Origin of the sequence: Paraglaciecola sp. 20A4 (assembly GCF_011378905.1) — a bacterium.
Lineage (GTDB): Bacteria > Pseudomonadota > Gammaproteobacteria > Enterobacterales > Alteromonadaceae > Paraglaciecola.
The window spans coordinates 329,125-342,965 of sequence record NZ_WTPY01000003.1 but is presented as its reverse complement, the minus strand read 5'-3'; the positions used below and the strand labels follow the sequence as shown (position 1 = coordinate 342,965).

The window sequence follows — 13,841 nt, the reverse complement described above, 5'->3', positions numbered from 1 at the left end:
ACGCAGTGGCCGTCGAAGTTACAACTGGAGTAATTTCAAGAAGATGCTAGAGTATTTCCAAATACAGAAGCTACAAGGTAGCAAAAGAGTTATCCATGTTTACTGGTATTAAAGTGAGTGTGATTTACACGGGTGAATATATAACTGAAGAGCCGGATGCGGTAATTCCGCACGTCCGGATCTGTGTGGGGTCGGCTCAGTGATGGGCCGCTCTACCACGATTAAGTAAAAGGATATATATCGCGCTGTGGATATAGTTACTAAAAATGAACGATTGTTTTTCAAGTTACTTCCAGTCGTAGCTCCAATTATTCTTGTCGTTATTTTTGGGGTTCTTTCATATTTTTGGTATGTATCGAAATCAGCGTTAACTCCTTTTGAAACTATATTAACTAATAATAAATCTACTGTTATTTTGTGTGGCAATATCACCTTAGAAAAGACACCTGTTCAAATAGCCTTTAAAAATCTTGAGTACACCAAAATTAGTGGTACTCATCCGATAGATTTTTATAAGTTAAGCGTGGAATCGGGTGTTAATAAATCAGAAGTTAGTCTTGGTCAGGATTCAAATGATAAAAGTATGTTTTGGCTGTATTCTAAAACGAGTAAAATTAAAGGTTTTACTCTTGGTTATATTAAATCAGAGTACCTAAAAGATAATGTCGGGCAGTGTAGTTAAATTTACTTATAATAAATAAGAATAGGTCGTGTGAGCGACAGCGAACCACGACTTAATCCTATTGTTGGACAAGCCCGGATTGGAAGTTTTCTGCTTATATAGTAGATATATCGAAGGTCGGCTGAGGAGTGGTAAGTCGTTGTTATGACTTACCTTTTTATATCCGAGTTTGGCTAAGACCGCCATTTTACTGTTTTGGCTATCTGTTTTATCATCTTTTTTTAATTCTTTTTGTCTATTTATCTCCTTGTTTGTTTTTGCACACTGTAGCGTGGGCGCATCCTGTGCCTAAGCGCATTCCATTGCTGCTTGGGTTGGCGGTATCTGTGGTATGAGATTGTTTCGTTTCATCCATATCAGTTGCAGTTTTGTGCCGCAGTCAGGGCAGCACATCGCGGCTTTATGCCGAGGTGCTGGCGGTGTGAGAATGACCTTCAACATCAGTTGAATGCGCTGCAATGTGCGGCTGGCATTGCCATGTAATAAGCCATAATCTCGTGCTCGTCGAAAGCCTTTTGGCAACACGTGTTGTATCACACGCCATAAGAATTGGACGGCAGACTCGGTGATGGTTTGATATTGACCAGAGGTACTGTTTTTATAACGAAAGGTGATCCTGCCTTCATGGCAACGCAGGATGTTGTGTTCGTTGATGACGCCGCGATACAGATACCGCGCTAGGTAGGTTAATGCTTTATCACCTTTACCCACATGCTCACAATCCGCATTCCATTCTTTGGGTGTATTTTGAGGTAAGCGATATGCGGCCTGCCTTAAACATGAGTCAAAGGAATTTGCTTGCACTGGTTTTAACAACGTGTCTTCTTGGGTTTACCTTGCTTGTCGATAGTAAGTTAAATTGTTGGCCCTGACACTCGGTGTGATCGACTAAAATTGATGCTTTCGAATTCAGTGAGCTATCTTTTTTTGCCCTTTTTCAGTAGGCTATCGCGTTTTCTAGGGCTTGACTGCGTCACATTTCTTAACTTTCTAAATCGGATTTTCTATTTTGCACACCCTAAATCAGCTTAAAAACGGCGAGCTTGTTGGTATAACTCGACTCTTCTTATCTGAAGGTCTTACCGAATTTCCCATGGAGATTTTAACGTTATCCGATAGCCTTGAAGTGCTCGACTTATCCAATAATGCTTTAAGCAGTTTGCCTGATGAACTTGTTCAGTTCAAAAAACTTAAAATAATCTTCGCTTCTAACAATCAATTTGAGATTTTGCCAGAAGTGTTGGGGCAATGCGAAAACTTGGAAATGGTTGGCTTTAAGGCTAATAAAATTAAGCAGGTGCCAGAGCACGCATTACCCATCAAGCTGCGCTGGTTAATTTTAACGGATAATCTAATAGAGGCGTTGCCAAACACCTTAGGCGAGCGTCCTCGATTGCAAAAACTAGCGCTAGCGGGGAATAAGTTAACAAGTCTGCCTGAAAACATGCATCAACTACATAATCTAGAATTGCTGCGCATTTCTGCTAACGATTTGAGTGAGTGTCCCGAGCAATTATTGAACCTACCAAAATTGGCTTGGTTCGCGTTTGCGGGGAATCCTTTTTCGTATGCCGATGTGCATATTGAATCGGTGCCTCATATCAGCGCTTCTAGTTATCTATTACACGAAGTACTTGGGCAGGGGGCATCGGGTGTTATTTCAAAGGCTACGTGGCATAAGCCAATATATGATTTTCCGCCACAGGTGGCTGTTAAAGTATTTAAAGGGCAGGTAACCAGTGATGGCTATCCAAAAGATGAATTACAAGTTTGCCTTAAAGTTGGTGGTCATAAAAATTTGGTTAAGCCATTGGCTCAGGTAACTGAAGTTGATTATTTAGCCCTAATTATGGAGTTAATTCCCGCTGACTATCGTAATCTTGGACTACCGCCATCGCTCGATAGCTGCACTCGGGATACGTTCACCGATAATTTTACGCTGACATCAGCTGAAATTGACAAAATCATCAATCAAATGCAGCAGGTATTTGCGCATTTACACGCTAATCAAGTGTGTCATGGGGATTTATACGCCCATAACACCTTACTTGATAACGACGCCAATATCATTTTTGGGGATTTTGGCGCGGCCAGTATGTACCACATGTTAAGCGCTGAGCAGCAAGCTAAAATAAAGAATATAGAATCGCGGGCGCTTAAACATTTTAACGATGATATGCATAGTCTATTAGCGCTTGAGGCCTAATAAGCTATTTCTATAACCAATATTATGTACGCATTAAGCGGCCAAACACACCAAGCGAAAAACGATTTGATTTGTACTTTGTTCGTTATACAGCTGCGGGATCAGTCTTTTTTATCAATCGTGACTGAAATATTTTTCGACGATCCAGCATACCATTTTTGTACATAAATAGAGCCCAACACTGGGGCTTTGCCTTCTTCTGGCACCTCTTTATAGCGCACACTATTTTTAGTAACTTTTTCAAGGGTAAAGTTTAGTTTTACTGCTGACATAAGGTTTCCTTCTCAATGTAATTTCCCCGTGATGACGAGTGGTCACGTATGATATCCCAGATTATCTAAAAAAGCGTAACGCACATTTTGACTGTCAGTTGGGTGATATTTATCACGGTAAAAATGTCAGCTTTATTTACACAATTCATCAATATTATTTTGGGCGGTAAATTTTTTTCCTTTAAATCAATAAGGTAAACAAATGGTGTAAAATATGCATTTTACCGGTAGAGCAAGCATTAATTGTTCGAATGAGTAGGCATTCAGCAGTAGTTTATTCAACTTTTATGGCCCTGTTTAAAGGAATATACAAATGAAAAAATTACTAATTGGCAGCATTTTAGCGCTCTCCAGTATGGGGGTAAATGCGGCGGTTGTTTCAGCCGGTGGTATCTCTTGGGATGACACTAATCTCGGACCTGGCGGTATGTCTAATCAAGTAAACTTTCAACAATGGTTTACCACTACGCCCACGTTTACCGACACCAATGGCTCACCAGCCAATACAGCAGATGATTATCAACGGATAACTTCCGATGCGGCGGTAAATGGCGCATTGGGCACTGAACTTGTAGGTTTAGGCGAGTTTTACAGCTTTAACGATGGCAGAGATCCTGGCGGTTTTTGTGATAGCGGCGCTTGCGAACTTACTTTTGCATTTGGTGGGTTGGTGGTAAGTAGCTTTGCCGGAGCGACACCTTTATTTGATACAAGTAATGCGTGGTTCAATATTTATATTGATCAAATTCCAAATTTTGATAGCGCAGTTGTGACAGATACCACGTTAGGCTCAGGGGCTCATGCGCTTTTTGCTGAAGCACAAGATGGTCTGTTGTTCGCGGCGTTCGATTTTGACTCCTTTATTTTAGACGGCACTATTTTAGGTGGTGAGTCAGAAGCTGAGCTAAGTATTCGCACAACAGCGGGCTTAGGATTAGCAGATGTTCAGGCGGCATGGAATTTTGATAGTATTGGGTCGGATATTGGCCTTACGGCGGGTGCAATTTTCGATAATAGTATGTATTCCTCACAAGGTAATGGCCAATCGATAGGCGTTCCAGTTCAAGCGAGTGCCCCAGCCACCATAGCATTATTTGGATTAGGCTTATTAGGTTTAGCTGCAGTATCACGCCGTAGAAAAAGTTAATTAACAATCGAATTAACAATCGAATTAACACGTTAATGTAAATAATGGCCTTTGCCGTCTCGCAAAGGCCATTTTTTTTAGAATTTTTTGCTTATAAGCTTAATTGGGTAAACCTATAATTAATTCTGTGCTGAGTGTTAAAGGAGTTTGTGCCTATACCCTAAAGAATACTGTTTTCAGCTGATAAATAGTTTTTCGACCAAAATGTGTCACTCTCATTAGCTAGCTATTAAACACGCAGCTAATCAATCTGATAAGCTCGAATAAATACCATACCATGCAGAAATCGGATGAAAGTGGGTAGCTGTTATATTACGTAATTAGATTGATGATGGTGCTTATTGCTCACTAATGACAGCAATACGCCTAATTTCATTAGCCGTGAATAATTGGGTTTTTAATTTTTGTATTTCAATACTTAATTGCTCGTCTTGATAATGCTCGCTAAGATCTCTTCGTCTCGTTAGGTACTCACCGATACGTTGTTGCCAATTTTCACGTTGCTTTTTTAAGGCGATTAATCGTTCTGCGGCCTCTTCACCAAACTCTGCAGCAAGGGTATTGTAACTTTCTGTACTCTCATCGCCTTGTTGGCGCTGTGTCATTAATTTATGTAATTGAAACGTTGGTTGAAGGGCCGATCTAGACGATTCAGGCAAAGAGGCAATATGTGCTTCGAGCAGATCGCGCTTCTGGGACAAATCTAGGGTTGGGTCTAACTGAATTTCCAAACGTTGTATCGCTCCCTCATCCCACTGGATCTCTCGGGTGAATAATAAGGTATTTTCTGCTGGTGTGAAGAATCGCTCACGTATGATGTGTAAATCATCCATGCGCTTAACGAAGGTGCTCACATCTCGAGGTGATGGACCATCTATCTCCACTAACGCTTTTTTATAATCAATATATCGAACAAGTAGGGCGGTTAAACCATGGCAGTCGGCGAATAAGCTGCATTGGGTGCGAAACGACTGCCACATTTCCTTTTCATTCTCTTGATAATAAACAATATAGGAGTCTAAACGGTCCTTTAGTTGTTCATTAAACCAGTGTGGTTTTAACACCTCTTGAAACTCGCTGGTCTTTATTTGTGCGCTGTCGCTGCTGCCACTAATGACGTTGTTACTAGGCGAATGTGCAACCGACGAAGGCTGCATATTGATATTTTCTGAGGGCACGAGCAAGTGGTACGCTAGTAGTACACCGCCCAGTCCCAAGATAATTATTGCCAGCGTTAAAATACCTCGCAAGATACCTATAATCCCATGTTTTTTAGACGATTAGCGTGCTTACGATAAAGGGTGATCGGGTCGGTTTCAAAGAGATGATGGATCCCCAAAGTTTGATTTACCTCGTCAAGGTGATTCATTTTGTAGTTGTCTTTTATCACGTAGCCCAAATGGCTGCTACAGGATGAAACAAGGCCATCATTTGGTTCATTAAATAATAAGCTAATTACTGAAAGCGGACCATCTACAGGGTCAAATACATTGGTAAAGGGTCGTGCACCGCTCCATGAAAAATAGGCAACACCATTTTCTGCATAGATATCGCCTTGGCCGCAATAGTCATCGGGTATACCCTCAGGATAACGGTTATTGAATGCTAGAGAGCCTGCAGTACTAAGTGAGTCTAGCGACGCGATAGCGCTTTGGGGTAAATCGCTGTTGCCTGATAGTAATTCTATCAGTCCGGCTAAACTATTGCCGACAGTGGCGAGCACGGTCTCGGGAACACTATTTTCGGGCAGTGAGTGACGTAATAAGTCAGCGACAGGCGTGCCCCAATTTACACCCCCTACACTGGTGACCGATGCCACAAGTTGTGGACTGACTGAGGCGACATAGCGGGAAGTAGGGCTACCATGGCTATGGCCAATCAAATTAACTTTAGCTGCACCGGTTAACGCTAAAATATCTTCGACTTGGGCAAGAAGTTGTTCTCCGCGCACTTCTGTACTATTTGCAGCAGAAACAGCAGCGATAAATACTTTCGCGCCATCTCTGGAGAGCGAATTTGGGATGCGATAGAAATAATCGATACCGAATACGTCGTCGAAACCAAATAAACCATGAACCAATACAATGGGGTACTTCGTTTTGGTGTAGTTAGATGCACTGGCAACAAATGAAGTTATAAGACACAACAACACAGTAAAATATATACGGGCTAGTTTCATATCAGCTCTCTTTATAATTTAAGTTAACAATTATTTTACATAACAGTAGCATTATCTCATCAGAGGTCAAACCAGAAAAATGTCTAACGGCTAACTCGACTTTAGTTTCATGTTAGCCAGTTACATAAATCGCCATAATAAGGCCTTTATATAATCATTAAGGTTGGTCGAGCATTTGAGCAGATTAATAATGTGTAAAAGAGGTGAGCCATTCTTGGGTAGATAAAAGAAAGGCCTGACTCCCAATACTCAGAAGCCGGCCTTATTTGGTCACTTAGTTGGACTAGCTAAAGGCCTAACGAGCCGTCCAGCCACCATCAATGACGATTGTTTGAGCAGTGATGTTACGGGCGCTATTTTCCATTAAAAATGCGGCACTACTGACTAATTCATCAATATCAATAAATGATTTCTTCGGCATAGGTTCAAGCATGATTTTATTGATCACATCCTCTTCACTCATACCGTGCTCTTTTGCTTGAGCAGCTATTTGCTTTTCTACTAATGGTGTTTTTACATAAGCAGGACATAGCGTATTAATCGTTACATCGCAGTCACCGGTTTCTAAGGCAATCGTTTTTGAAAAGCCGAGTAGGCCGTGCTTGGCCGCGACATAAGCTGACTTAAAAGGGGAAGCAATAAGGGAATGTACCGAGCCGATATTGATGATGCGGCCATAGTTTTTACTGCGCATGCCGGGCAAAAAGGCTTGCGTTAACATGGCTGGGGCGACCAGCATGATATTAATTAGCTGTTGCCATTTTTGCGCTGGAAAATCTTCTAGCTTGGCTACATGCTGGATACCCGCATTATTGATCAGTACATCAACGGTATCAGGTGCTAAAATAGCTGGTAGTGCGGCGACTTGTTGAGTATCTGTTACATCGAGCATAACAGCCCGGGCGCTTATTCCTTGTGCACCCAATTCATCAACCGCATTATTAGCGGCGTCTAAGTTCATATCTGCGATAATAATCTTATGACCACTAGCGCCAAGCTGCTGCGCTAGACCTAAGCCGATACCGCTTGCTCCGCCAGTGATAAGTATGGTGCGTGATACTAAGTGCTGATTAGATTTAGTCATGTTGAGTCTCTTGTTTCGCTAACGCGTGTATTATTTGCTTAACGGCTTTAATTTGCTCACCGTGTTGATTGGCGTAATCATCTCCTGTGTAGCCCCACCAGTCCCAACAGCCTTGTGGGTTGAGCGGCATCATCATGGAGCTTTTGGTTTGCGGATAAAGAACAACCATTTGATTAGTGTCTGCCCAATTATTTAGACCTGTTTGAGTGGCGTAGGCATCGCCTATAGCGTTGGCATTTTGATTACAGCCGTGAAAGCTCACATGTACTGTACAAGATCCTCCTTCTTGGCAAGATTTAGGTACATAAAGGTACCCCTTATCGGCCAAGCTTTGTGCTGGTTTTCCGCCTAATTCATGCTGATCAATTTCAACTAATTGACCGTTTTGAGTTTCGTTACGCTGATTTAATTCACCATAAATAAAGTTAAGCATTTCACCCGCGGCGTCGTAGTCACAATTTCCAATAAAAGGCGCTTCTGATACATCACATTTTGATCCCGAATTTAAAGTGGGAAATAGATGAGCAAAGGGCTTATCGGTGATATAGACAATATTTTCAGCTTTTACCCAGTGTTGATATTGGGTAAACAAGGCCTGGTTAACTTGTGGTAATACTCTGGTGTCCAGTGTGCCACTGAGCAACCAAACTTTATGTTGTTGTAAATTGCTTAATGGCGGCAACTTGCCCGCTTCTTGCCATTGAATTACTTTACTGTTAAGAATATCTAAACTAATCGGACTGTTAAGTTGATTAACACATTGGTTTAGAGCGGTTTGAATACTATTCTGTGCGCAATAATAGGGGCCCGCAGCAATAATGCCAACACCTGATACCCAGTCTGAATGCGCCAGTTCAAATTGCGTAGCCATATAGCCACCACTTGATAACCCCGAAAGACTAATATGGGAAAGGTCGAGATTAAACTGGCCCTTAGAAAGGGCTTGGTCGGCAATTTGTTTTGCCGCTAAATTTCCATGAGCTGCACCCAACATCAAGGCTAATGCGCTAGTTATGCAGGTTTTCCCTAGGATAGTGGATGAAATTTTCATAATGTTCCTTTTATCTATTATTCTTGCAGAAATGCGCTAATTGCTTTAGCCGACTGACTGATCCCAAGTACGCCATTTAGGTGACCTAAATTGCCCGACAACTCTTGGTATTGGGTGTTATTACCTAATTTTTGAAGGGTGTCTGTAGCATCTTTAGCCAAATACGGCATCAGCAGTAAGTCAGTAGTAGAGGGTAAAAATAGTGTTTTGGCTTTAACTTGGGCTAAAGCGTCTCGCAAGTCCCCGCTGTGTCCAGCCATATATAGTTGAGAAGCACGGACTAAATACAACAAATGATTGGCGTCCATTAATTCAGCGCGACTCTGTGCTCTGCCGCGCAACCAATTAACGATGCTGTGATTTTTATTAATATCGTGTAATGGGTCTTGTTCCATGGCTGAATATTCTAGTTTTTTACCGGTAGCGTTAAAAAAATCGGGTGTTAGGGCGTCTTGGGTAATAAACATTAACGCGGCGGTTAGCCCTTGCATTGGACGTTCGCCGTCATAATAATCACCGCCAGCCCAATTTTTATCCAATCGAATGGGAATTGCCCATTGCTCAAGTAGCGCGGTGGTCCATGCATCGCTCTGCCCAGATCCGATTACGGATATCATTCTGGGGACCCAATCAGGATATGCTGTTGCCCAATCAAGGGCTTGCATAGAGCCCATTGACGCACCGACCACTGCATGCAGCCGCGATATGCCTAACGTTTCTAACAAGGCTTTTTGCACATTTACAAAATCGCGGATGGTCACCACGGGAAAAGTTAAACCATAGGGTTTAGCTGTATCAGGGTTAATAGAAGCAGGCCCGGTAGTCATCACGTTAGGGTCAAAAGCGTTTAAGTTAGCCAATGTGTCCACGCTTATCACAAAGTATTTATTAGTATCTATGGCCTTATCTGGACCAATAATCGCATCCCAGTAGCCAGGCGCTGCATCACTGGGCTGATACTTGCCGGCGGCGTGTGAAGTGGCACTAAAATAGTGGGTGATCAGTATTACATTATCTTTAGCGTCATTGAGGTTGCCGTAACTTTCCCATCCAACTTGTACTTGTTTAATGGTTTTACCACCAAATGTTTTGAAAGTGTCAATTTCAAAACGTTGTTTTTCAACCAACAAGTCGGATGTTGCGTAGCTCAATTGACAGTTCAGAACACCTAAAACAATCAACGCTATGGTCACTATTAGATTTCGTAACTGCATAAAATTAGCTCTCATTAAAATAGGTTAAATAAGGCAATGGCCAGCACGAGCCCACAAAGTGGCACAACGACAGTGAGTGCGCCTACAGCCCAATATGCGCGCTGGTGTGTTTCGTTACAAATAGCACGGATCACTGTCACTACGTAGCCGTTATGTGGCAGAGAGTCTAATGCGCCAGATGAGATAGACACGACTCTGTGCAGCTCTTCTGGATTAACGCCTTGGTCGATATAATGCGGTGCTAACAAGGGCAGGGCAATGACTTGACCTCCTGAAGCTGAGCCTGTTAAACCGGCGATAACGCTGATCGCTATAGCTGCACCAATCAATTCATTGCCAGGAATATGTGTCATCACTTCAACGGCTGTTTGAAACGCCTCGGTAGATTTAGCAATGCTTCCAAAACCGACTACTGCCGCGGTATTCCCGATGGCCACTAACGCTCCGGTGGTGCCAGCGCTAATTGCATTTTGCATATTTATAAAATAGCGATAATTGATGATCATAAGCGTTAACACACCGCCGCTTAGGGCGATGATTAACGCGAGATGCCCCAAGCTGTCATGCAGCGCGAATGAAAGAATGAGTACCACAAGTAAAGGTAACAAACCGGTAATAGGGCTAGGTAACTCTCGGTTTGTTACTTTTGGATCTTGGGCCCACTGTTCAAACGTTTCACCATTAGCCAGGGCTTTATTGATCATGCGGCGCATCCACCAGAATCCAAATGTGGCCATAAAAATGGCCACCACTAAACTGACTTCCCAACCCGCAAAAGGCGAGGTGCCAAGATACTTAATGGGGATCCAGTTTTGAATTTCAGGAGATCCAGCAGAGGTCATGGTAAACGTCACCGAACCAAATGCCAGTGCAGCAGGAATAAATCTGCGCGGTAAGTTTGCGTCTTTAAACAAACTGAGTGCCATTGGATATACTGAAAATGCCACTACAAAAAGGCTTACACCACCGTAAGTTAAAATGGCACAGGCTAACACCACGGCCGCTACAGCTTGGCTACGGCCCAATTTTGAGATGATAAAGCGGGCAACAGCATCTGCTGCGCCAGTGTCTTCCATAAATTTACCGAACAACGAGCCAAGTAAAAACATAAAAAACCAAGATGCAATAAATCCAGAGAATCCCTGCATATAATTATTAACGAAATTCACTTCACCAATGAAAACGGGTATTCCACTGGTAAGCGCGACAATCAGTGCGCACAAGGGGGCGGCAATAAATAGATTCATGCCGCGAATAGTTAACACTATTAGCAGCAACAATCCGCCTATTAAACCAATTAAACTGAGCATGTTATTTTCCTTTAAATGAATACTTGTGACCGCAAGCAAGCACCTAAAGTGATGACGCAAGTGTGTCTCAGCCCTGTTAATTTGCCCATAGTACTATGGTACTAAGGACGCCAAATCAAAACTCGATTAAGGTATTTACGACCGCAGCAAGCAGACCACGACAAAACTAAAACTGCTATTTAAGGACACACTATGAACAAACAAAGGTTTACCCAATCGATTATTGCTGGCGCTGTTGCATCAGTGCTGTGTTACCAACCTGCATTATTTGCCCAAGAAGCAAATAACGGCGCACAAACTGAAAAAAAGGGCTTAGAGCGTATTGAAGTCACGGCCCGTAAAACCGTTGAAAGTTTGCAAGAAGTGCCTATCTCTGTCACGTCTCTAGGGGCAGTAGAGCTGGATGAAAAAGGGATTTCGGTTCTGACTGAAATTCAGCAGTTTTCACCCAATACCACGCTACAAAATAGTCGAGGCACGAACTCAACGCTAACCGCTTTTATTCGCGGGGTAGGCCAGCAGGATCCACTTTGGGGTTATGAACCAGGTGTTGGAATTTACATTGATGATGTGTACGTGGCACGTCCTCAAGGGGCGGTATTAGATTTGCTGGATGTAGAGCGAATAGAAGTGCTGCGCGGCCCACAGGGAACCTTGTACGGCAAGAATACTATAGGCGGCGCAATTAAATACGTGACTAAACCTATGAGCGGCGACCCAACGCTGAATATTCAAGGTACTGTGGGTAGTTATTCTCAGCGGGATATAAAACTAACTGGCCAGTTGCCATTAATCGAAGACAAACTCTATATAGGGTTTGGCATTGCAGATTTAACCCGTGATGGTTACGGTGAATATTTACAGTCTGCGCTAGATGGCCAAGATTTAGAAAACTACAATAAAGATTTAACCGCAGCGCGGATAACCGTAGAGTTTACCCCCACTGATGATTTGTTTTTCCGCTTTGCCTGGGATAAAACCGAAGATGACTCAAATGCAAAAGGTGGCTATCGTTTATTACCTAGTCGTCTAACGGATGCGCCAGTACCCAATAGTGTGTTTGACTCATACACCAGCTTGCCTACTGAAAATAATGTTGAACTTGAAGGTTATAGTTTAACGGCTAATTGGGACGTAAATGATGATTTAAGCTTGAAATATATAGGGGCTCATCGCGAAAGTTACTCTCCCACTAATATTGATTTTGATAATACTGCGATTGATATATTTGATGTTCCAGCTATCTATGAAGATGAAAACAACACTCATGAATTACAATTAGCCTATAGCGGTGATGGGTTTAATGCCGTGGGCGGTATTTACTATTATGACGGTGAGTCTTGTGGACAATTTGAAGCAATTCTTGGCTTTCTCGGACGTGCCGCATTCGGTGTTCCGGGTTTAACGCGCGAAGTTTCAGGGTGTAATAATAGTGAAAGTATTGCAGCCTATGTTCAATCTTCAATCGAAGTAACCGAGCAACTATCGCTTACTTTAGGTGCACGTTACACTGACGAAGAAAAACAAGCCACAGTACGAAATGGCCTCGTTTTCGCAAATGTTTATCCTGAATCAAATTGGATCCCAGGCTACGTTCGCCCTGAAGGCGAGTTAGTACCGCAAGTATTGGGCAGTGATTCAGATGGAGATGGCATACTTGATGCGCCAGCGAAAGAAAGTTGGTCTCGTTTTACCCCGCGCGTTGGTGTCGAGTATCAGATGAATAGCGATCTAATGTTTTTTGCTAGTTACTCGCAAGGTTTCAAATCAGGTACCTATAATCCAAGAGCGACCATTAATGAGCCTGCGGTCGACCCAGAAGTAGTTGATTCGTTTGAACTGGGCATGAAAAGCGATTGGAACGATAATCTACGCGCTAACGTAACCTTGTTCGCCCTTGAACATAATGATCGCCAGTACATTTCAGTATTGCCTGTTACGTCGCCTGAAGATCTGCAACAAATATTAGGCAACGTGGGTAAATCGAAAGCCAAGGGGGTCGAAGCCGAAATTACGTACGCTGCGACAGATGAACTGACCTTTGATATCGCTTTGGGATATATCGATGCAGAATTTGAAGAGGTATTTCAAGAAACCCTTGAAGGGCGAGTAGATGTAGCTGACACCTTTGCTATTTCGAACACCCCTGAATATACAGCTAATTTTGCCGCTAACTATCTGCTTAGCACCGATATGGGCGACTTTATTTTTAATGCCAACTACTACTACCGCGACGATTACACTATTACCGAAACGTCCAATAGTTTGATTACCCAAGACGGCTACGGTTTGGTTAATTTAAGTGTGTCATGGCAGAGCGAAGATGGTACTTGGTATGGTGGCCTGCATGCGAAAAACCTTACGGATGAAGAGTATGTTGTCGGCGGATATCAGTTTGTGGTGGAAGACTCAACAGACCCAACAGGTTATGCCGCAGGTACGGGAGGGGATAATACCTTAATTGGTTATTATGGCGACCCACGTACGGTAAGTTTAACCGTCGGTTATCGCTTTTAGACTGGCTGAACGAAAGGTAAATAAGCACTGTTTTACCGAACAGTGCTTAAGCACAGCGGATAAGATTTTGGTTTAATTTAATATTAAGGTTTTAACCCTAAACTTTACAATGTCAGTTTACTTATAAAACGTGTTAAAAATTGGTCAGTTTTAATGATGTTTGGCAGTGTAAACTGCCT

At 42.7% G+C, this 13,841-nt stretch carries 12 protein-coding genes; 4 read left to right on the top strand and 8 right to left on the bottom strand.

Annotated elements, in window-relative coordinates:
- Positions 1-247 precede the first annotated feature (247 nt).
- A complete protein-coding gene (locus GQS54_RS05875; RefSeq protein ID WP_166423074.1) occupies positions 248-682 on the top strand; it encodes a hypothetical protein in 435 nt (144 codons plus the stop codon).
- A 288-nt stretch (positions 683-970) separates the two neighbouring features.
- Here the strand turns inward: GQS54_RS05875 and GQS54_RS05870 are convergent, their stop codons facing one another.
- Entirely contained in the window at positions 971-1,498 is a 528-nt protein-coding gene (locus GQS54_RS05870) for a transposase (protein WP_166423073.1), read from the bottom strand.
- A gap of 193 nt (positions 1,499-1,691) precedes the next feature.
- Between GQS54_RS05870 and GQS54_RS05865 the strand changes: the two genes are divergently transcribed.
- Positions 1,692-2,888: a leucine-rich repeat-containing protein kinase family protein gene (locus tag GQS54_RS05865; protein ID WP_166423072.1), complete on the top strand. Its 1,197-nt coding sequence runs from the start codon at positions 1,692-1,694 to the stop codon at positions 2,886-2,888.
- A gap of 101 nt (positions 2,889-2,989) precedes the next feature.
- Here the strand turns inward: GQS54_RS05865 and GQS54_RS05860 are convergent, their stop codons facing one another.
- Positions 2,990-3,160: a hypothetical protein gene (locus GQS54_RS05860; protein ID WP_166423071.1), complete on the bottom strand. Its 171-nt coding sequence runs from the start codon at positions 3,158-3,160 to the stop codon at positions 2,990-2,992.
- A gap of 313 nt (positions 3,161-3,473) precedes the next feature.
- Here GQS54_RS05860 and GQS54_RS05855 point away from each other — a divergent pair, with 313 nt between their 5' ends.
- Positions 3,474-4,307 carry a PEP-CTERM sorting domain-containing protein gene (locus GQS54_RS05855; protein ID WP_166423070.1) on the top strand — a complete coding sequence of 278 codons (834 nt, stop codon included), beginning with the start codon at positions 3,474-3,476 and terminating at the stop codon, positions 4,305-4,307.
- 338 nt (positions 4,308-4,645) lie between these two features.
- Here the strand turns inward: GQS54_RS05855 and GQS54_RS05850 are convergent, their stop codons facing one another.
- The 6 genes from GQS54_RS05850 to GQS54_RS05825 all read right to left on the bottom strand — a co-directional run bounded on the left by GQS54_RS05850 (position 4,646) and on the right by GQS54_RS05825 (position 11,145).
- On the bottom strand, positions 4,646-5,557 hold the full coding sequence (locus GQS54_RS05850) for a lipase chaperone family protein (RefSeq protein ID WP_166423069.1): 912 nt from the start codon (positions 5,555-5,557) through the stop codon (positions 4,646-4,648).
- Between the two features lie 5 nt (positions 5,558-5,562).
- Positions 5,563-6,486 (bottom strand): triacylglycerol lipase, encoded by a 924-nt coding sequence (locus tag GQS54_RS05845; protein WP_166423068.1) that lies wholly within the window; start codon positions 6,484-6,486, stop codon positions 5,563-5,565.
- 295 nt (positions 6,487-6,781) lie between these two features.
- Entirely contained in the window at positions 6,782-7,570 is a 789-nt protein-coding gene (locus GQS54_RS05840; RefSeq protein WP_166423067.1) for a 3-hydroxybutyrate dehydrogenase, read from the bottom strand.
- Positions 7,563-8,621 carry a PHB depolymerase family esterase gene (locus GQS54_RS05835; RefSeq protein ID WP_166423066.1) on the bottom strand — a complete coding sequence of 353 codons (1,059 nt, stop codon included), beginning with the start codon at positions 8,619-8,621 and terminating at the stop codon, positions 7,563-7,565. The genes GQS54_RS05840 and GQS54_RS05835 overlap by 8 nt, the downstream gene beginning before the upstream one ends.
- 17 nt (positions 8,622-8,638) lie before the next feature.
- Positions 8,639-9,835, bottom strand: coding sequence for a homoserine O-acetyltransferase (locus tag GQS54_RS05830; protein WP_166423065.1), 1,197 nt, complete (start codon positions 9,833-9,835; stop codon positions 8,639-8,641).
- A gap of 14 nt (positions 9,836-9,849) precedes the next feature.
- Positions 9,850-11,145 (bottom strand): SLC13 family permease, encoded by a 1,296-nt coding sequence (locus GQS54_RS05825; RefSeq protein WP_166423064.1) that lies wholly within the window; start codon positions 11,143-11,145, stop codon positions 9,850-9,852.
- Between the two features lie 192 nt (positions 11,146-11,337).
- Between GQS54_RS05825 and GQS54_RS05820 the strand changes: the two genes are divergently transcribed.
- Positions 11,338-13,662, top strand: coding sequence for a TonB-dependent receptor (locus tag GQS54_RS05820; protein WP_166423063.1), 2,325 nt, complete (start codon positions 11,338-11,340; stop codon positions 13,660-13,662).
- Positions 13,663-13,841: the final 179 nt, after the last annotated feature.